The organism is Agrobacterium sp. InxBP2, assembly GCF_026191755.1.
Taxonomy (GTDB): domain Bacteria; phylum Pseudomonadota; class Alphaproteobacteria; order Rhizobiales; family Rhizobiaceae; genus Agrobacterium; species Agrobacterium pusense.
Window position 1 is genome coordinate 124,622 of record NZ_JAINDY010000033.1, and the last position, 18,032, is coordinate 142,653.

Annotated in this window: 20 protein-coding genes; 5 read left to right on the forward strand and 15 right to left on the reverse strand. The window is 59.8% G+C overall.

Annotated features, from left to right (window positions below):
• Positions 1-64 precede the first annotated feature (64 nt).
• Complete coding sequence (locus K7A42_RS18490) at positions 65-1,624, reverse strand: VOC family protein (protein ID WP_282455683.1); 1,560 nt, start codon at positions 1,622-1,624, stop codon at positions 65-67.
• 288 nt (positions 1,625-1,912) lie between these two features.
• Between K7A42_RS18490 and K7A42_RS18495 the strand changes: the two genes are divergently transcribed.
• The 3 genes from K7A42_RS18495 to K7A42_RS18505 all read left to right on the forward strand — a co-directional run bounded on the left by K7A42_RS18495 (position 1,913) and on the right by K7A42_RS18505 (position 4,808).
• Complete coding sequence (locus K7A42_RS18495; RefSeq protein ID WP_035210154.1) at positions 1,913-2,956, forward strand: ABC transporter substrate-binding protein; 1,044 nt, start codon at positions 1,913-1,915, stop codon at positions 2,954-2,956.
• A gap of 248 nt (positions 2,957-3,204) precedes the next feature.
• Entirely contained in the window at positions 3,205-3,993 is a 789-nt protein-coding gene (locus K7A42_RS18500; protein ID WP_244405087.1) for an ABC transporter ATP-binding protein, read from the forward strand.
• Positions 3,990-4,808, forward strand: a complete 819-nt coding sequence (locus K7A42_RS18505) for an ABC transporter permease (protein WP_004440949.1) — start codon at positions 3,990-3,992, stop codon at positions 4,806-4,808. The genes K7A42_RS18500 and K7A42_RS18505 overlap by 4 nt, the downstream gene beginning before the upstream one ends.
• A 184-nt stretch (positions 4,809-4,992) precedes the next feature.
• Here K7A42_RS18505 and K7A42_RS18510 read toward each other — a convergent pair whose 3' ends face one another.
• The 9 genes from K7A42_RS18510 to K7A42_RS18550 all read right to left on the reverse strand — a co-directional run bounded on the left by K7A42_RS18510 (position 4,993) and on the right by K7A42_RS18550 (position 10,922).
• Complete coding sequence (locus K7A42_RS18510) at positions 4,993-5,679, reverse strand: ZinT family metal-binding protein (protein ID WP_004440952.1); 687 nt, start codon at positions 5,677-5,679, stop codon at positions 4,993-4,995.
• A gap of 157 nt (positions 5,680-5,836) precedes the next feature.
• On the reverse strand, positions 5,837-6,658 hold the full coding sequence (locus K7A42_RS18515; protein WP_004440955.1) for a mechanosensitive ion channel family protein: 822 nt from the start codon (positions 6,656-6,658) through the stop codon (positions 5,837-5,839).
• Between the two features lie 76 nt (positions 6,659-6,734).
• Complete coding sequence (locus tag K7A42_RS18520) at positions 6,735-7,253, reverse strand: tyrosine phosphatase family protein (RefSeq protein WP_004440958.1); 519 nt, start codon at positions 7,251-7,253, stop codon at positions 6,735-6,737.
• Positions 7,250-7,873 carry a YfbR-like 5'-deoxynucleotidase gene (locus K7A42_RS18525; RefSeq protein WP_006699404.1) on the reverse strand — a complete coding sequence of 208 codons (624 nt, stop codon included), beginning with the start codon at positions 7,871-7,873 and terminating at the stop codon, positions 7,250-7,252. Before K7A42_RS18525 ends, K7A42_RS18520 begins: the two co-directional genes overlap by 4 nt.
• Positions 7,874-7,875: 2 nt before the next feature.
• Complete coding sequence (locus K7A42_RS18530) at positions 7,876-8,724, reverse strand: YgfZ/GcvT domain-containing protein (protein ID WP_282455684.1); 849 nt, start codon at positions 8,722-8,724, stop codon at positions 7,876-7,878.
• Between the two features lie 119 nt (positions 8,725-8,843).
• Positions 8,844-9,611, reverse strand: a complete 768-nt coding sequence (locus K7A42_RS18535; protein WP_004440964.1) for a hypothetical protein — start codon at positions 9,609-9,611, stop codon at positions 8,844-8,846.
• Positions 9,612-9,625: 14 nt separating this feature from the next.
• Entirely contained in the window at positions 9,626-9,883 is a 258-nt protein-coding gene (locus K7A42_RS18540) for a hypothetical protein (RefSeq protein WP_003501987.1), read from the reverse strand.
• Between the two features lie 105 nt (positions 9,884-9,988).
• On the reverse strand, positions 9,989-10,423 hold the full coding sequence (locus tag K7A42_RS18545) for a TIGR02301 family protein (RefSeq protein ID WP_037088929.1): 435 nt from the start codon (positions 10,421-10,423) through the stop codon (positions 9,989-9,991).
• An 82-nt stretch (positions 10,424-10,505) separates the two neighbouring features.
• Positions 10,506-10,922: an NUDIX hydrolase gene (locus K7A42_RS18550; RefSeq protein WP_282455685.1), complete on the reverse strand. Its 417-nt coding sequence runs from the start codon at positions 10,920-10,922 to the stop codon at positions 10,506-10,508.
• A gap of 108 nt (positions 10,923-11,030) precedes the next feature.
• Here K7A42_RS18550 and K7A42_RS18555 point away from each other — a divergent pair, with 108 nt between their 5' ends.
• Positions 11,031-11,354: a YnfA family protein gene (locus K7A42_RS18555; protein ID WP_006699408.1), complete on the forward strand. Its 324-nt coding sequence runs from the start codon at positions 11,031-11,033 to the stop codon at positions 11,352-11,354.
• 10 nt (positions 11,355-11,364) lie between these two features.
• Complete coding sequence (locus K7A42_RS18560; protein ID WP_045534179.1) at positions 11,365-12,126, forward strand: SOS response-associated peptidase; 762 nt, start codon at positions 11,365-11,367, stop codon at positions 12,124-12,126.
• Between the two features lie 218 nt (positions 12,127-12,344).
• Here the strand turns inward: K7A42_RS18560 and K7A42_RS18565 are convergent, their stop codons facing one another.
• The 5 genes from K7A42_RS18565 to K7A42_RS18585 all read right to left on the reverse strand — a co-directional run bounded on the left by K7A42_RS18565 (position 12,345) and on the right by K7A42_RS18585 (position 17,968).
• Positions 12,345-13,637, reverse strand: a complete 1,293-nt coding sequence (locus K7A42_RS18565; protein WP_034496256.1) for a response regulator — start codon at positions 13,635-13,637, stop codon at positions 12,345-12,347.
• A 386-nt stretch (positions 13,638-14,023) separates the two neighbouring features.
• Positions 14,024-14,155: a hypothetical protein gene (locus tag K7A42_RS18570; RefSeq protein WP_004440985.1), complete on the reverse strand. Its 132-nt coding sequence runs from the start codon at positions 14,153-14,155 to the stop codon at positions 14,024-14,026.
• 169 nt (positions 14,156-14,324) lie between these two features.
• Positions 14,325-15,194 carry a CDP-diacylglycerol--serine O-phosphatidyltransferase gene (gene pssA / locus K7A42_RS18575; RefSeq protein ID WP_004440987.1) on the reverse strand — a complete coding sequence of 290 codons (870 nt, stop codon included), beginning with the start codon at positions 15,192-15,194 and terminating at the stop codon, positions 14,325-14,327.
• A 24-nt stretch (positions 15,195-15,218) separates the two neighbouring features.
• Positions 15,219-15,980, reverse strand: a complete 762-nt coding sequence (locus K7A42_RS18580) for a phosphatidylserine decarboxylase (RefSeq protein WP_153775372.1) — start codon at positions 15,978-15,980, stop codon at positions 15,219-15,221.
• A gap of 101 nt (positions 15,981-16,081) precedes the next feature.
• Complete coding sequence (locus tag K7A42_RS18585; RefSeq protein ID WP_037088933.1) at positions 16,082-17,968, reverse strand: ABCB family ABC transporter ATP-binding protein/permease; 1,887 nt, start codon at positions 17,966-17,968, stop codon at positions 16,082-16,084.
• Positions 17,969-18,032 lie beyond the last annotated feature (64 nt).

Consider the following 18,032-nt stretch of genomic DNA (forward strand, 5'->3'; position numbering starts at 1 on the left):
ACTTTCTTCCCTGGGCGAGAAGAAATGGGCGGCATCCGCTCGGCTTATGCGCATCCCCCGAAAATCAGGGAACATCCGCCAGCCAGCGCCGCGCCACTTCGATATCCGTGAGTCCGAGTTCGTGCCCGTCCTCCAGCGTTTCCACCTCAACCCTTGCGCCGTTTGCCGCAAGCCTGTCATGCAGCACGCTCGCCCCGTCGCGGTATTTGTCGCGTTCTCCCGCAACAAGCAGGAAGCTGCGGCCGGAAAGATCACTCTCCGGCCATGTTTCGAGAACAGGCATCGGGCGGTACAGCAGGGCGTCCCCGGCAAGCTCCGGATAAAGCGCGGCAAAGGCCGCATAGAAGTTCGCCCCATTGGAATGGCCGATAAACCGCAGTTTCGAACGATCGAGCCCATAGGAGCGGATTGCCCCTTCCACGAATGCGGCGAAGGCTTCCGCTTCCGAGACGATATCCTTTTGGTCGAAACTGAAATCGGGATAACGCCGGAACCACCGGGCAATCCCTTCTTCCGTACTGCGGCCGCGGACGCCGAGAAGCGTTGCGCCCGGTGCTGCCCGGTGCGCCAGCGGCATCAGGCTTGTTTCACTTCCGCCGGAACCGTGCAGCAGAATCATGGTGCTGCCATCAGGCTCTTCGGGCGTGTAGAAACGGTGTACGAAGGGCAGGTCGCGATAGACGATGCGCTCTTCGCCAGGCATCGCAAATTGCGGCAGGGCGACACGCACATCCGCCTCATCCTTCATGAAGAGCGGCGGGATGAACAGTTTTTCGCCGAGCGATTCCAGCGGTTCGTCCACCGTCATACCCGGCCCGTCGGTCGCCATTTCGATCAAAACCCCGCCCGGTTCGCGGACGTAGAGCGAATGGAAATATTTACGGTCATGGGCGTTGGTGGTGCTGGAATTCAGTGATTTCAGCCCGGTTAGAACCGAGTTCAACTCATCCATGTCCTTCGCGCGGAAGGCTATGTGATCGACCGTGCCGGTGCCCGGCGCGCTGGACCAGAAGCCTGTGGCGTCGCGCACATCGATAATGTCGCCGCTATCGGAAACGAGCCGGCGAATTGCGCCCGTCTGGCTTACCTGCCTATATCCGAAGTGTTTTTCGAGAAAAGCCACGGTTTCTTCCGGCACTTCGCTCAGCACGGTTGCACCGTAGATGCGGCGAATGGCGTCCTCTTCGGAAATGTCTTTCGTCACGTGCGGCGTGGCGTCGTCAAAGGCCTGAGTGCCGACCAGCTTGACGATCAGGCCGTCAGGGTCTTTCAGCCGAATGACGGGCTCGCCGAATTCGTCCGAGGGACCTTCCGCCCGGATGCCGAATCTCAGCGCCCGCGTCAGCCAGAAGCCGATGGCGGCAGGATCGATCGCCACGGAAATTTCCAGCGTCTGGCCGTAACCCACGCGGCCTTGGCCACCGTCCTCCCACACCAGAAAAGTCAGCAGGGAACCGGGCGAGGCGATGTCATCGCCATAGAGCAGATGAAGCTGCATGGCGTCTTCGAAGCCCGCCGTGCGTTTGGCCAGCCGCAAGCCCAGAAAGCCGGCGTAAAAATCCACATTCGCCTGCACCTTTCGGGTGATCATCGTGATGTGGTGTATGCCCAGTGCAGAATTCATCTTGCCCCCGCTGTAGCCGCCTGCTGTTCGTGGCCTATTTGTCTCACGCTGCCCCTGATCCGCAACCCCGGCAAATGAGAACGCTGTGTTCTCTGCGTGAACGATGCTTCTCTCGCTTCGTTGCATGCGCGATGTGCAGAATGCCGGCTTTTTGCCTGGCTCGCGAGTAATTGTGCATATAAAATAAGCATACAAAATAACGGCTATTTTGTATGCAATTTTGTCTTGCCTTGGAGGTCGGAATTGGGTCTTATGCAACCAATCCAACAAAACCATCAGGGGGAACAGATGATTTTAACGCGCAGGTTGTTGACCAGAGCTCTGGCCATTACCGCCATCGGTGTGTCCGCCGGCTTTTCGCTGCCAGCGGGGGAGGCGCGGGCAGAAACGCCGGTGAAATTCACGCTCGACTGGAAGTTCGAAGGTCCGGCCGCCGGTTTCCTGCTGGCACTCGACAAGGGGTACTTCAAGGCCGAGGGCCTCGACGTCACCATCGACAGCGGCAACGGCTCGGTCGAAGCCATTCCGCGTGTCGCGACCGGCGCCTACCAGATGGGTTTCGGCGACATCAACTCGGTGATGAAATTCCTCGATGAGGATCCAAGCCAGAAGGTCAAGGCCGTCTATATGGTTTATGAGCGGCCCACTTTCGCCGTTGTTGGCCGCAAGTCGCTTGGCGTCACCGGCGATCCGAAATCGCTGGAAGGCAAGAAGCTCGGCGCGCCGCCGCCGGATGGCGCTTTTGCGCAATGGCCGGCTTTCAAGCAGGTCGCCGGTCTCGATGACAGCAAGATCAAGATCGAATCGATCGGTTTTCCGGTGCGTGAGCCGATGCTCGCCAAGGGTGATGTCGATGCCGTTTTTGGTTTTGCCTTTTCGGTGATCCTCAATCTCAAGAAGCAGGGCATCGGTGACGATGATATCTCGACCATTCTGATGGCCGAGCACGGCTTGAATCTCTATGGCAATGCAGTGCTGGTAAACACTGATTTCGCTGAGAAAAACCCTGAAGCGGTGAAAGGTTTCCTGAAAGCGCTGGCGAAGGGTTTTGCTGATTCCGTCAAGAACCCCGAAGAAGGCGTGGCTGCTGTTCTCAAGCGCAACGAGACACTCGACAGCGCCATTGAGCTTGAACGCCTGAACATGGCCAACAGCATGAACATCAAGACGCCCTATGTGGTGGAAAACGGCATGGGCGGCGTCGAGCCGACCCGGCTTGCCGCCTCGCTGGAGACGCTCAAGGTGTCCATGGGCCTGAAGGGCAACGTCAAGGCGGAGCAGGTGTTCGACGCGACCTACCTGCCGGCCAAGGCAGAACGCATGCTTCCCTGATGGGTAAAATGAGTGGGTGCCGCAGGTTTCTTCTCCCCGCCGGGGAGAAGTCCGCGGTAGCGGGATGAGGAGGCAAGCTCTCGGTCCACCGCCGACGTTTCCCCCTCATCCGACCCTTCGGGCCACCTTCCCCCCCCTCGGGAAGAAGAAACAAGCGGCAACGCCGGGTATGGCCGGCAGCCTAAGGAATTGCGGCGGGAGTAACGAAGGCCATAAGCGCCCGTTCCAGCCTGAAAATGGGGATCGCGATGTCACATCTCGTGGAAATAGATAATGTCGACATGCGCTACGGCGGGTCGGCCGGCACGCTGGCCGTCTCCGGCTTGAACCTGACGGTCGACAAGGGTGAATTCGCGGCCGTGGTCGGCCCGTCTGGCTGCGGTAAGTCGACCCTGATGAAACTGGTGACGGGGCTGCATATTCCGCAGAAGGGCAATGTCATCGTCGCCGGACGGCAGGTCACGGAGCCGGTTTCCATAGTCGGCATGGCGTTTCAGAACCCGACAATGCTGCCCTGGCGCACGACGCTCGAAAATATCCTGCTGCCGCTGGAGATCGTCGAAAAACATCGCCGACGTCTGCGCGCCCACAAGGCGGAATATGTCGCGAAAGCCGAGCGCCTTCTGGAAATCGTCGGCCTCAAAGGTTTTGGTTCGAAGTATCCGTGGCAGCTTTCCGGCGGCATGCAGCAGCGCGCCAATCTTTGCCGTGCGCTGATTCACGAACCGGAACTGCTGATGCTGGACGAACCTTTCGGTGCGCTCGATGCCTTCACCCGCGAGGAATTGTGGTGCGTCATACGCGACCTGCACGCCGCGCAGCGCGTCACGATCATCCTGGTGACCCACGATCTGCGCGAGGCGGCATTTCTGGCCGACAAGATTTTCGTGATGAGTGCGAGGCCGGGCCGGGTGCTCGCCGAACACCGCGTGCCATTTGCACGCCCGCGCCAGCTCGACATCATGTATGACAAGGGTTTTAACGACATGGTGCAGGAACTGCATGGCGAAATCGCGCAGGCGAGGGTGGCGGCATGAGCGCGATCGTGGAAAGCACCGTGGCGGCCGAACCGCCGAAGCCGCTGATTGCCCGCGTCAACTGGGTGAAAGCCGCTCCCTGGCTTTATACGCTGGCGCTCTTCGTGGTGTGGGAACTGCTCGTCCATGCGCTGAAAATGCCGCCCACGATCCTGCCATCCCCGGTAAGGGTGGGCCAGGCCATCATGCAATATTGGTCGCCGATCTGGAAAAACTCGCTGCAGACACTTTATACGACGACACTGGGCTTTGCCCTTGCCGTGGTCGCCGGTCTTGCTATTGGCCTGTTCATTGGCTGGTCGAAAACCATCTATGCCGGGCTTTATCCGCTGATGATCGGTTTCAACGCCATCCCCAAGGTGGCGCTGGTGCCCATCCTCGTCATCTGGTTCGGCATCGGCACGGTTCCCGCCGTTCTGACCGCCTTTTTGATCTCCTTCTTCCCGATCGTCGTTAATGTGGCGACCGGGCTTGCCACCATTGAGCCGGAAACCGAAGACGTGCTGCGGGCACTCGGTGCCAAGAAGATGGACATCATGTTGAAGGTCGGTATTCCGCGGTCCATGCCCTATTTCTTCGGCTCGCTCAAAATCGCCATCACGCTCGCCTTTGTCGGCTCGGTCGTATCGGAAACCGTCGCCTCCAATTATGGCCTCGGCAACATGATGAGTTCGGCGCAGAGCCAGTTCAATGTGCCGCTGGTCTTTGCCGGCCTGCTGATGCTCGCGGTGGAAGGCATCGCCATGTATGCCATCATGGCCTGGCTCGAAAAGCGCATGACGGGCTGGGCGCATCGCTCCACCATGGGGCAGTGAGTCTTTCTTTTCCCCGCCGGGGAGACGGTGGCCCGAAGGGCCAGATCAGGGGGGCGACGGCACAGATATGCGGAGAGCTCGCCCCCTCAACCCGCTGCCGCGACCTTCTCCCCGGCGGGGAGAAGGCGAAAGACGTGCTTGCCGGCATTCCTCACGCTCCGGAAAGCCGCGAGCCTGCTATAGCTCAATGCGCCGCCATTTCTTTGACGATATCGGCGCCGTCCATCAGGAACGGATAATAGGTTGGCCAATTGGTCACTTCGTCCAGCAATGCCTTGCGGTCGTTGCCCCAATAGAGATGGTAATGGCCGGCCTTGACCGGGGCGATGGAGTGATCGCTGAACTGGATGAATTGCGGTGCGGCCTCATCGCCGCCGGTTTTCTTGAAGATGTAGCGGACCCCACGATTGCCCTTCTTGTAGGTCAGGATTTCGTGGCCGTCGCTGACATAGGTGCCTTCAGCGGGTTTGCCATCTTTATAAAACGCCACGCTGTCGCTCTTGATGACGATACGGTTCACGTCGGTCTTGTAGCCGACCTCGTAATAGGCGCGGTATTCGGCGGCCGTCTTGTCGCCATGAGCCGCCTTTTCCGCCATGACGGGATCGAGCGAGCCGTTCAGCAGGTAGGGATAAACGGATTGCCAGTCGCCTTCCCAATCGGAAAGTGTGCGTGGTTTCACCTGGGCATCCTCGAAATAACCCTTGTAGATCTGCTTTTCAGCTTCGGTCATCTGATGGCCGTGATCGTGCCCGTGCTCATGGCTGTGGGCTGCGGATTTGTCGCCACCGGCAGCCATTGCCGTGGTCGCCGCCAACAGCATGGAACCAAGTGCGACAGCGCCGGTGAGGCGGGTGATTGTCTTCTGCATTGTTTCGGCTCTCTCCTAAGACAAGTTACGTAATAACATTACGTATAAAGCTATAGAGATCGCATCAGCCGGATGCAAGTGCGCTACAGGGCGAGGCAACGAAAAAGCGCGACGGCTCTTGCAGCCATCGCGCTTGCAGAAAAATGGGGGTGACGTCTCAGGCCGGCTGTGCGCTCACTTCCGCCTTACGCTCGTCGAACGCGAGTTTCATCGCTTTCGTCACATCGCGGGTCGTCGCGAAATAGCTGTCGCTACGCACCCAGTAACGCAACTTGACGGTGGCGCTGTCGGCGCTCACCGAATCGACAAAGGTGACAGGGGCTGGGTCAAGCAGCACCCGGCTTTCCGAGCGTACGACATTCATCAGCATGTCCTGCGCAGCGGCGAGATTCTCATCGTTTTTCACCGTCAGGCTCAATTCGTGCCGGCGAGAAGGAAAGCGGCTGAAATTGGTGATCGGCACGTTCCAGAGCGTCGAGTTGGGCGCCAGACGGTAAAGGCCGTCGCTGGTCTTCAGCTCGGTCGCAAACAGTCCGATCTCGATGATCGTCCCGCTGACGCTGCTGGTTTCGATATATTCCCCGACCCGGAAGGGACGCAGCACCAGCAGCATGATGCCGGCGGCAATGTTCTGCAGCGTTCCCTGAAGTGCGAGGCCAATGGCAAGACCGGCGGCGCCGAGGGCCGCGAGAATTGAGGCCGTCTGCACCCCGAACTGGCCCAGCACCATCACGATGACGAGAATGAGGACGACATAACGAATGGCGCCCGCGAAGAATCCGGCAAGCGTCGCATCGAAGCCGCGAATGCGCGACAGGCCCTGAAAGGCCCAGCGTTGAAGAAAGGCAGCGGCCAGCCAGCCGACGATTAACAGCAGAAGTGCACCGATCACCGAAAAGGAATATTGCACCGCCAGTGCGCTCGCCTGTCTTACGGCCGCTTGCGATGCGACAATGATATCCGTTGCCTGTTGTTCCATGAATCGTCCCGTGATTTTATTTGCGTTCAGGGTTGGTAACGACTGCGTTCCGAAGGGGTTCCGCCAAAACCGGTTGTCAACTGCGAAGTGGCAGCACGAAAGGCACATTGCCGTCGGTGTCCGCGCCCCTGCCTATCGCCTTGATAGCCGCCTCCAGACGACCCTTCCGGCCGAGCAGCCGGTCGCCGATGGCGATGATGCGGGCATTCGGAGTGGCATAGGGCGAGGCGGCACGCAGACGCAGCGCAAGTTCAGTCTCATCCTGATCAGGGTAAAGACTGAGCGCGGCGATGACGGCAGCCGCAGGCGAGCGCGAAACGCCCATCCAGCAATGGATAAGCAACGGGGCCGTCTGATCCCATTCATGCGCGAACTCGATGAGCTTCAGCACATGCGCATCGTCAGGGGCGATAAGATTGCCGGTGCCCTTGAAGGAGATGTCGTTCATCGCAAGCGTCAGATGCCGTTCGGCGGCAATAACCGCGGGGCGGTGAAATGTCTGCTCCCTGGCGATCAATGTCACCATTTCCCGGGCCTTGTGCTTCACGGCCATTTCCGCGATCCGTCCGAGCGGTGAAACCACGATGGCCGTCATTTGGCACCCCCGGGGTTCGTCCCGCGCATGGCCTCGATGGCCTCAAAACGCTGGATGAACAGCTTTTGCGCTTCCGTGGAGGGAAGCGGCGTGATGTCGAACATGTCGCGGGTAATACCGCGTGGCAGGCCGAAAAATTTTTGCGCCTCGGCCGTGGAAAAACCGGCAAGCTCCGTCGCCTCGAAAAAGGCGGCGACCGTGTCGGCCTTCTTGATGCGGTCCTTCAACTCGCGCGATGCATGCGGCGGCAGGCCGAAGCGCAGATGCACGGCGGCCTCAAGCCGCTTTTCTACCGTCTTGTAACCGCCGCCGACCACGGATTTGAACGGAGAGATCATGTCGCCGATCACATATTCCGGCGCATCGTGCAGAAGCGCCATCTGCATTTCATCGGGGGTCGCGGCCGTGCACATGCGGCAGAAGATCGTCTCGACGATGAGGCAGTGCTGAGCGACTGAAAAGGCGTGGTCGCCACGCGTCTGGCCGTTCCAGCGGGCAACGCGGGCAAGCCCATGGGCAATATCGGCGATTTCCACGTCGAGCGGCGAAGGGTCGAGCAGATCGAGCCGCCGTCCGGACAGCATGCGCTGCCAGGCGCGCGGGCCTTTGACGGAGGCCACCTCTATTCCTCCGCCTGTGCCGCCGGATCGGCCGCCGGGAAGGAAAGACCGCTCCAGGCGGGCAGGGCAACGGCGACGGGAACAGTTTCCGCGAGAAGCGGCGTGCCGGACGCGAGCGCCGCGGCAATGCGGTCGATGCGCGCGATGGCGAGTGCCTTGTTGCCGCAGACGGTGCCGAGCGTACCGACGGATTTGCCCTGTGCGGTAATGTCCACGCCGCTGCCGGGGAGGGCGTCCTGCGCTGAAACAAGGACAACACGCCGCCTTGCCGTGCCGCGATGTTTCATGCGCGATACAACTTCCTGGCCGACAAAGCAGCCCTTCTTGAATGACACCCCGTCGTTCACATCCATCAGCACGTCATGCGGAAAGGCATCCTGCAGCGCATAGTCGCGGCCAGCTTCGGCAATGCCGTATTCGACACGCAGCACATCATAGACGGCTGCGTCGCCAGCGGCAGTTGCGCCCGGAACGCGGAATAGATCGAGACCCGCCTTGGCGAAACGCCCGTCCCTTAACGCCGGCTGAGGTGCCTGTTCCCCCCAGAAAACGCTCACACCTTCGGCGGCTTCCGCTTTCAGATCGACGGGAGCGCGCAGCTTGTACATCGTCAGGCGGCGCAACAGCGCTTCCTGTTCGGAAGCGGTGATCTCGATGAGATAGTCCGTTCCGTCGCGCGCGATGAGGAAATCGAACAGGATCTTGCCCTGAGGGGTCAGAAGGGCGCAGGCGCGGGCTTCCCCTTCAGGCAGATGCTCCACATCGGTAGTAATGAGATTGTTCAGAAACTCCTCGGCGCCGGTGCCGGAAACCCGGATCAGGCGGCGGTCGGCAAGAAAAGCGGAAGGCATGGCGTCACCGTTCGGTTCGTCGAGACTATGCGTCTGGGCAACAGCACATGTACCGGTGCCGGACGCTCATTCCGCACAGTTAGGATTTTTGCAAAAGAACGGCAAGCGCCGGGATAGGATCAATCGCCGGCGGTGAAGAACTTCCACTTGCCATCAGGCGAGATGCCGATGCGATAGAAGCTGTAATTGCCGTATTCCTGCATGTCCGCTAGGTCGCCGGCGGTGATGATGCGCAGCAGTTCCACTTTTTCCGGCGGTGTCAGCGTATTGAGCGGCTTTCCGGCGAAATAGGGGAAAACATAGGCTTCGTCCGGCGTGCCGGCATCAATATGGGCGTAACCGGTCGACAGGAGGTCGATGATGATCGCCAGCACTTCCAGCCCGTCGGTATCTCCTGAATAGCTTTTCAGTGCTGCGATCGGGTCTTCGCCGTCATTGCCGTCGATGCGGAATTCTTTCTGGCCGGCAGCGATGAATGGCCGCAACTTTTCAATATCGCCCGTCGCTGCCGCGTCGATGATCTGTTGGCGCAGCTTGCGTACGGCTTCCGGTGCCTTGGAAATATCGTGTTCGATGACCACCGACATTTCGGGGGTATTGTCCGGCTTGGACGATTGCTGGTTCGTCTGGGCGGCAGATCGGTCGACCAGAGGGTCGGGCAGGGGAATGCCTTCCGAATCGCCCTCGATTTCGTCCGGCTCGGCGGGCGCGGTCTGCTCAGGCTGTTCGCCCTTCTGAGCCTGTGGCTCGCCTTCGTTGTTCTGGGCCGGCTTCAGCTCGGAAAGCGCAAAGGCTTGGCCCGGCAGGCCAATCGACCCGGCGGTCAGAGCGAGCACGATGGATAGCAGGGCGGAAGAGCGCAAAAGCCCCTTGCTCAGGCAAGACATGATAGACCCCGGCTTTACTGTATCACCCGCTGCGGAGAAAATTCGCCTTGAAGCATGCGCTGACGCAGCGATTCCAGCATTGCTTCCGCGCCAGCCTCGCCGTGGATCCGGATGGTTTCGCGCATGGCCAGAGCGATTGCAGCATCGGCGATGATCTCCGGCTCGATGCCGTCGGCCATGCCGTCAGCCCATGCCTCGTTCTGGTGTTCCAGAGCGACCTGCATCTTTTCATGCACGATCATATCGTCGATTTCGTTACGGCTTGTCTGCATTTTTCATCCTCGACAGGGCGGGCAAGTCCTTACCACCCTGTTAACAACACTAGCAGCCTTTTATCAAAACGGCACGGGCTGCGGCGAAAAGAGGTTAATAATCCTCTAATTTCCGAACCTGGACGCGATTTCCTGAGCGAGTGTTGCCCCTTCGTTACGGTAGTTCTCTTCTGCCATGATGGCGGCGCGTGTGCAACTGGTGTGGATGGCCGCAAAGGAGCGGTATCCACGGTTGAATGCAGCCGTCATGCGCTGACGTCGTTCGGGTTCGTTGGCCGTGTCCGCAGCCAGAAGGTCGCCCATCGATTTGCGCCAGTCCTCCGGTCCGGAAGAAGGGCACAGCGTTCTCAGATATTGCACCGCACCCAATATTTCCGACAGCCGTGCCAGCTTGTCGTCATAGGGCGCGGGTTTGGGAGGTGCCGTTTCCGCAGGACGTGCCTCGGATGCTGCCTTGGAAGGCTGCGCGTAAACGGCGCCGTTTTGCCCGGTCGGCAGCATGGTCAGGAAAAGAGACAGGAAAATGGTTGGTCGTATCAAAATTTTATTCTGCCCCACACATACTCGTGAACATCCGGCGGGCGGATGGGTCTAGATAATCGCGATTCTGCCCTGCTGGCAATCATGCTAGCAGCCGCTCGGCGCATTCCACCACGCTTTCTGGGGCCGGCAGTCGGCGGATTTCCGCAAGCGTGTACCAGCCTGCGTCCGCTGCGTCATCACCGACGGTCACAAGCGGATCGGCATCCGTTTCCACGGTGAAGACGGAGAGCAAAAAATGGCTCGTCAGGGTCCCATTTGCATCGTGCGAGGGAAGATCGTAGGTCGCGAAAAGTTGCGGACGGCGTGCGACAATGCCGGTTTCCTCGTGCAGTTCACGTAGCGCCGTCTCGGCCGGCGTTTCGCCTTCCTCGGCCCGTCCGCCGGGAAAGGCGAACATGTCCTTCGAGGGCGGATTGATGCGGCGCACGAGCAAAAGCCGGTCGCCATTTCTGACGATGGCGGAGGAGGCGAGGCGGGGCTTGATACGAACGGTCATGTAAGGTTTCGCGTGTCTCGGTCGGACGGTCTGGAAAAATCGATTCCGGTTTCTGCGCCGATGTTATAGTCCAGAATCGGTTCGATTGTGCAGGCAGAAGACGGTGGAATGAAGATCTATCTTATCTATGCGTTGGCGGCTCTTGCCGAAATTGCCGGCTGTTTTTCCTTCTGGGCCTGGCTGAAACTTGGCAGAACGGCTTGGATATTGTTGCCGGGCATGTTGTCGCTGGCCGCCTTTGCCTGGCTCCTGACGCTGGTGCCAGCGGAGGCCGCAGGCAGGGCGTACGCCGCTTATGGCGGCATCTATATCGCCGCTTCGCTTTTGTGGCTCTGGGGCGTCGAGGGCCACGCGCCGGACAAATGGGATATCGCCGGCGGCGCCGTCTGTCTCGCAGGGGCCACCATCATCCTGTTCGGGCCGCGGGGTTGAGGAGAAACATATGTGCGGACGTTTCGTCCTGAAAGCGACGCCGGAAGAGATTGCCGATTATCTTGACCTGATCGGGCTAGAGGATTTCCCCGCCCGCTTCAATATCGCGCCCACGCAGCCGATACTGATTGTCATGGAGGGTGAACGGCAGGAGCGCGGCAGCAACCTGCCCAATCGCCGGGCAGTGCTGGTTCGGTGGGGTTTCCTGCCCGGATGGGTCAAGGACCCGAAGGATTTTCCGCTGCTCATCAACGCGCGTTCGGAAACGGCAATCGGCAAGGCCTCCTTCCGCGCCGCCATGCGCCATCGCCGTGTGCTCGTGCCTGCGACCGGCTTTTATGAATGGCGACGTCCGCCGAAGGAAGAGGGCGGCAAACCCCAGCCCTATTTCATTCGCCCGAAGAAAGGCGGCATCGTCGCCTTCGCCGGTCTCATGGAGACATGGTCTTCGGCCGATGGTTCGGAAGTCGATACCGGCGTTATCCTCACCACGGCCGCCAATGCCGCCATCGGGCGCATTCACGACCGCATGCCCGTTGTCATCGCCCCTGAGGATTTCAGCCGTTGGCTCGACTGCAAGACCCAGGAACCACGCGAGGTCGCCGATCTGATGCGGCCGGTTCAGGATGATTTCTTTGAGATGATTCCCGTCTCGGACAAGGTCAACAAGGTCGCCAATGTCGGCGCCGATCTCATCGAGCCAGTGCCGGAAAGCGTGCCGCTGGCCAAGATCAAACCGGCGAAGGACGAGGGGCAGATGTCGCTGTTTTGACGTCTTTGCGCAGCGTGTGAGGCTGGTTATCTAAGCTCTGACATTGCCGCCAATTCTTCTCCCCGAGGGGGAAAAGGTGGCCCGAAGGGTCGAGGGGGGGCTACGGCAGAGATATACGGTGGGCTTGCCCCCTCATCCCGCTGCCGCGGGCTTTTCCCCGGCGGGGAGAAGAAACAAGCCCCATCCGCTCGCTCCCCATGCCTCAGTTCCGGAGAAACTCAGCCGTTCCGCCCGATCTTCTGCAAACCTTCCTGGATCATGATATCGGAATAGACGCGGTTGCGGCCGTTCGCCTTGGCGAGATAGAGCAGCTGATCGGCGGCATTCAACTGGTTGTCGAAGGGCTCGCCCTTCTCGATCTCTACGACGCCGAGCGAAATCGTCAGTGCGAGGCTGCTGCCGCTCAATTGTCGGCCGCTTTTTTCCACATGGGCGCGTAATTCTTCGCAGAACGCATAGGCGGCGTGGGCATCCAGGCCACGCAGGAAGACCGCGAATTCCTCGCCGCCCAGACGGGCGGGGATATGGCGGTGCGCGTCGCACTTGTCATGCAGCAGCTCCGCCAGCTTTTTTAGAGCCCGGTCGCCCGCATCGTGCCCCAGCGTGTCGTTGATCTTCTTGAAGTGATCGATGTCGAGGATGGCGACGGCGCCATTTTCGTCATTGTCATTGATAACGTCCATGAGCGCACGGGTGCGCTCGAAAAAGGAGCGTCGGTTTGGCAAGCCTGTCAGATGATCGCGCTCGGCCAGCTCGCGCAGGCGCTTGAGCTGTTTCAGCGTTTCGATGTTGTTGTCGATACGGCACTGCAACTCTTCCGGAACGAAGGGGCGATAGACGAAATCCGACGCGCCCGCTTTCAGGAAGCTTGCAGAAAGCAGCCGGTCCGTGGAGGATGATATGCCGATCACGCGCAGATCCTCCGAGGAGCGGCTGTCGCGAATGCGGCGCGTAAGTTCGTAACCGTCCATATCGGGCATGTGATAATCGGTGATGACGAGCTGGATGGACGGGTCCTGCGCCAGGATTTCCAGCGCGCGATTGCCCGAATGCGCCTCGCTGACCTTGAAGTTCTGCCGTTCCAGAATTTCCACGAGGCCGGAGCGCGCGGTCCGCGCATCATCGACCACCAGAACGGAAAACTGCCTGTTGGTCAAAATCCTGTCGACGGTTTTGACCACCGCGTCGACGGTGCGGTGACCGTCCTTGACGATATAGTCGATGATCTTCTTCTCGGCATAACGCTTGCGCGCCTCCTCATCCACTGTGGCGGTGAAGACGATGGCGGGCACTTTGCGTTCGGAGAGCAGCGCCAGAATTTCACCCTTCGGAGCGTCGGGAAGATTGAGACCCGTCAGCGCCAGCGTGAAATCATGGGCGCGCAGCAGGGTATCGGCCGCGGCCATGCTGTCGCAATGGATCACCTCGGCCTGCGTTTCTTCCGAAAGGCGCGTCTTCAGCAGCATGGACAGAGCAACGGAATCTTCAATCAGAAGGATTTTATCCTGCATGCCGCCCAAGCCCCCCATGGCCGTCTTCATGATGTCTCCACGAAACTTCATTCTTTCGCCACCGCACGTCACGGTATTGAAAATCTTGGTAACCGCAGAGGAATGAATCTCTAAAGTAGAAAATTTGTAATTTCTCAGTAATTGATGCGAGACTGTCCGTACAGTCGTCTCGTGGAAGTCGAATACTTTAGCATGGTTTTGTTGCAGTCACGTTACACTATAACGGATCGGCTCCATGGTCCTGGCCGGAATGGCGCATGACGGTAGCAAAAGAAAACGGCGCCATTCATAGCGCCGTGTTGTGCTCGGTTATCCCGGATTGACCGTCTTCGGTCAGCTGACCTATCAGGCGCCGACCTGTCCGATTTAAGAAAAATCGTTTATTTTCAAGCGGTTTTGGCTGCGGGCTTGCGCTTCAACATCAGCGCTGCGGCCGCGACGGCCTTCAGTCCGAGCGGGCGGTAGTGGCTTTTGAGGTCCGGCTTTGCCTGCGGCTGTGCCTTCGTCTCGTTCGTCATTTTCTCTCTCCACAATTCACGCCAAACGCCGTTGCGATGCGTGTGAGCCCCTTCTTTCGCGGCTAATCTTGACGGATTCGAGGCGGAAAACGCAAAGCCGGCCGTTCAGGGTGCGACATTTTGCGCCACGGCGCAGATAGGTGAAGCAAGAAAAATGATACCTGCGGTTTTAAATGCTGCGATCGAGGCCATTGCCGCCATTTCCGTCGTCATGCGCGTCCTCTTCGATCGTCAGCGTACCGTAGCGGCGGTGCCAGAGCCGCGCGCTGATGGGAATGAAGACGAGATAGGCGGCAACGGTGAGAACCAGCACCTCCCAGGTGAAGCTCATCAGCATGGCCACATAGAGAACGACGACGAGGATCATCGGCAGCACGAGATCGCGGCGGATACGGCTTGTGCCTGATTTTCCCGACCAGACCGGGAGGCGGCTGATAAGGAGATAACCGATCAGCACGGTATAGGCGGCAGCGACATAAGCGAATGGCTTGTCCGGCTCGACGCCGAGGAAGCCGAGATAGACCGGCAGCAGCACCAGCATGGCACCCATCGGTGCAGGAACGCCGACAAAAAACTCGTTCTGCCATGGCGCCTTGACCGGCCGTTCGATCATCACGTTGAAGCGCGCCAGGCGCAGACCCGCGGCGATGACATAGATGAGGGCGGCGATCCAGCCGATCGACCGTGCCTGATCGAGAAGATAGGCATAGACCACCAGCGCGGGCGCGACACCGAAATTGACGATATCGGCCAGACTATCCATCTGTTCGCCGAATTTGGACGTCGCTTTCATCATGCGGGCGATGCGCCCGTCTATGCCGTCGAGGAAGGCCGCGAGCAGCACCATACCAACGGCGAGTTCGAAACGCCCTTCGATGGCCAGCCGCACGCCGCTGAGGCCGGCGCAGATGGCCAGAACGGTGATGAGATTGGGAACAAGCAGGCGAAAGGGAATTTCTCTCAGGCGCGGCCCGCGGCCGCTATCCTTTCTGCCCTCATGTTTTCCGTTCTGCGGCGGTTCGGCGATCGGCGTTTCCATGGCGCATGTCTTTCCTGATCGTCATCAGCCGCGGCGGCTGAGGAGCGGACCCTTGGCGGAACCGAACTCTGCCAGCACGGTCTCGCCGGCGATTGCCGTCTGACCCACGGATACACGCGGCTGGAAGCCTTCCGGGAGGAAGATGTCAAGGCGCGAGCCGAAGCGGATAAGGCCGAAACGCTCGCCGGCATCGACGGGCTCGTTTGGCTTGACCCAGCAGACGATGCGCCGAGCGACCATGCCGGCGATCTGCACCACGCCGACCTTGCCATGCGACGTTTCGATGACGAGGCCGTTGCGCTCATTGTCCTCGGAAGCCTTGTCCACCTCGGCATTGAGAAACAGGCCGGGACGGTAGGCAACATTGACGATGCGGCCGCGGACCGGCGAACGGTTCACGTGGCAGTTGAAGACGTTCATGAACACCGAGATACGCACCATCGGCTCCTTGCCCAGCTCCAGTTCCAGCGGCGGGATGACGGTCTGTACGGCGGAAACCCTGCCATCGGCGGGGCTGATGATCAGGTCGTCATCCTGCGGCGTCACGCGCTCGGGATCGCGGAAGAAATAGGCGCACCAGGCCGTCAGCACCAGGCCGACCCAGAACAGCGGTTCGGCGATCCAGCCGAGCACCAGCGATGCCACGAAGAAAGCGGCTACGAAGACATAACCTTCCTTGTGGATCGGTACGATGGTGTTGCGAATGGTGTCGAACAGATTCATATGGTTCCTTGCTCCGGTTTTGTCTGTCGCGTCTATATGTGGTCGTGATACGACATGATCCATACGGACGTGCGACAAATTTTGCCTAGCTGGTTACAGCCAAACGGACCGCCCGGCAATGGTCCCCTTGCCATGCGGGGGCCGTTATCAGGCGTTTATGCGCCTCAATGCGCTGGTTCGCCGCGGTCCACGACACCGAGATCGTCGGTTTCGCGAACATGGCGCAGCATCTCTTCGGCCCGGATAGCTTCGCGCTGGCGGCTCCACATCGAGGCGTAAAGACCGTTCTGGGCCATCAGGGATGTATGCGTGCCGCGCTCCGCGATCAGCCCTTCCTTCAGCACGATGATTTCATCTGCGCCGATCACCGTCGAGAGCCGGTGGGCGATGACCAGTGTGGTGCGGTTTTTCGAAACGATATCAAGCGCGCTCTGGATTTCCTGCTCCGTATGCGTATCGAGCGCCGAGGTCGCCTCGTCGAGGATCAGGATCGGCGGTGCCTTGAGGATCGTCCGGGCAATCGCCACACGCTGCTTTTCGCCACCGGAGAGCTTCAGCCCGCGCTCCCCGACCATGGTGGCGTAGCCATCCGGAAGCTTTCCGATGAAGGCGCTGATCTGGGCTGCATCCGCTGCCGCCGTGATGTCTTCGTCATTCGCCGAAGGGCGGCCGTAACGGATATTGTAGGCCAGTGTATCGTTGAACAGCACCGTATCCTGCGGAACCATGCCGATGACGGAACGGAGGCTCTTTTGCGTCACGTCGCGGACATCCTGTCCGTCAATCGTGATCGCCCCTTCCTGGATATCGTAGAAACGGTAGAGCAGCCGCGAGATCGTTGATTTTCCTGCACCCGAAGGCCCGACAATGGCGACTGTCTTGCCCGCCGGCACGTCGAAGGAAATGCCCTTCAGGATCGGTCTCTCGGCATCATAGGCAAAATGCACGTCGCGGAACGAGATCGCGCCGGGACCGGCGGCGAGCGGCGTCGCACCCGGCCTGTCGGTAACCTCGGCTTCCACTTCCAGAAGCTCGAACATCTGCTCGATATCGGCGAGGCCCTGGCGGATTTCGCGATAGACGAAACCGATGAAATTGAGCGGCACGGAAAGCTGCAGCAAAAGTGCATTGATGAAGACGAAATCACCGATCGTCTGTTCGCCGCGCTGCACGGCAAGCGCCGACATCACCATCATGACGGTGGAGCCAAGGCCGAAAATCACACCCTGGCCGAAGTTCAGCCAGCCGAGCGAGGTCCAGATCGAGATCGCCGATTTTTCGTAACGCGCCATTGCGACATCGAAGCGCTGCGCCTCCATCTCTTCATTGCCGAAATATTTGACGGTCTCGAAATTCAGCAGCGAGTCGATTGCCTTGGTATTGGCATCGGTGTCGCTGTCGTTCATCGCGCGGCGGATGGAGATTCGCCAGTTGCTGGCCCGGACAGTGAACCAGATATAGGCCCAGACGGTGATGACCGTGACGAGAACGTAGGAAAAGCCGTAGGACGCCCAGAAGATGATTGCCGTCAGCAGGAATTCGATGAAGGTCGGTGCGGTGTTGAGGATGGTGAAGCGGACAATGGTTTCGATGCCCTTGGTGCCACGCTCGATAACCCGCGAGAGCCCGCCGGTCTTGCGCTCCAGATGGAAGCGCAGCGAAAGCCGGTGCATGTGTACGAATGTTCTGTAGGCCAGCTGGCGGACCGCGTGCTGACCGACGCTGGCAAAAAGCGAATCGCGCAGCTGGTTAAGCCCGACCTGTATCAGCCGCGTCAGATTATAGGCGATGACAAGGGCGACCGCGCCCAGCAGGAAGGCCGGGACCAGCCCCGCCATATCGAGCTTGCCATTCAGCGCGTCCGTCGCCCATTTGAAGAAATAGGGGACGGAGATGAGGACCAGCTTGGCGACAACAAGGTATACGGTGGCCCAGACCACCCGCATCTTCAGATCCCACCGCCCCTCCGGCCACATATAGGGCCAGAGATTGATCAGCGTCTGGGTGGGATTGCTGGAATCCGCAGAAATGGTTTTTTTCTTCGTGGCCATCATACTCTCCGGTCACTGCCGGAAGCCGACAGCATGACGGCGGCTTTGGTCAAGCCGCCGCGCG

Coding starts and splice junctions, on each gene's coding strand:
- K7A42_RS18490 (WP_282455683.1), bottom strand. CDS start 1,624: ATGAATTCTGCACTGGGCATACACCACATCACGATGATCACCCGAAAG.
- K7A42_RS18495 (WP_035210154.1), top strand. CDS start 1,913: ATGATTTTAACGCGCAGGTTGTTGACCAGAGCTCTGGCCATTACCGCC.
- K7A42_RS18500 (WP_244405087.1), top strand. CDS start 3,205: ATGTCACATCTCGTGGAAATAGATAATGTCGACATGCGCTACGGCGGG.
- K7A42_RS18505 (WP_004440949.1), top strand. CDS start 3,990: ATGAGCGCGATCGTGGAAAGCACCGTGGCGGCCGAACCGCCGAAGCCG.
- K7A42_RS18510 (WP_004440952.1), bottom strand. CDS start 5,679: ATGCAGAAGACAATCACCCGCCTCACCGGCGCTGTCGCACTTGGTTCC.
- K7A42_RS18515 (WP_004440955.1), bottom strand. CDS start 6,658: ATGGAACAACAGGCAACGGATATCATTGTCGCATCGCAAGCGGCCGTA.
- K7A42_RS18520 (WP_004440958.1), bottom strand. CDS start 7,253: ATGACGGCCATCGTGGTTTCACCGCTCGGACGGATCGCGGAAATGGCC.
- K7A42_RS18530 (WP_282455684.1), bottom strand. CDS start 8,724: ATGCCTTCCGCTTTTCTTGCCGACCGCCGCCTGATCCGGGTTTCCGGC.
- K7A42_RS18535 (WP_004440964.1), bottom strand. CDS start 9,611: ATGTCTTGCCTGAGCAAGGGGCTTTTGCGCTCTTCCGCCCTGCTATCC.
- K7A42_RS18540 (WP_003501987.1), bottom strand. CDS start 9,883: ATGCAGACAAGCCGTAACGAAATCGACGATATGATCGTGCATGAAAAG.
- K7A42_RS18550 (WP_282455685.1), bottom strand. CDS start 10,922: ATGACCGTTCGTATCAAGCCCCGCCTCGCCTCCTCCGCCATCGTCAGA.
- K7A42_RS18555 (WP_006699408.1), top strand. CDS start 11,031: ATGAAGATCTATCTTATCTATGCGTTGGCGGCTCTTGCCGAAATTGCC.
- K7A42_RS18560 (WP_045534179.1), top strand. CDS start 11,365: ATGTGCGGACGTTTCGTCCTGAAAGCGACGCCGGAAGAGATTGCCGAT.
- K7A42_RS18565 (WP_034496256.1), bottom strand. CDS start 13,637: ATGCAGGATAAAATCCTTCTGATTGAAGATTCCGTTGCTCTGTCCATG.
- K7A42_RS18570 (WP_004440985.1), bottom strand. CDS start 14,155: ATGACGAACGAGACGAAGGCACAGCCGCAGGCAAAGCCGGACCTCAAA.
- pssA (WP_004440987.1), bottom strand. CDS start 15,194: ATGGAAACGCCGATCGCCGAACCGCCGCAGAACGGAAAACATGAGGGC.
- K7A42_RS18580 (WP_153775372.1), bottom strand. CDS start 15,980: ATGGATCATGTCGTATCACGACCACATATAGACGCGACAGACAAAACC.
- K7A42_RS18585 (WP_037088933.1), bottom strand. CDS start 17,968: ATGGCCACGAAGAAAAAAACCATTTCTGCGGATTCCAGCAATCCCACC.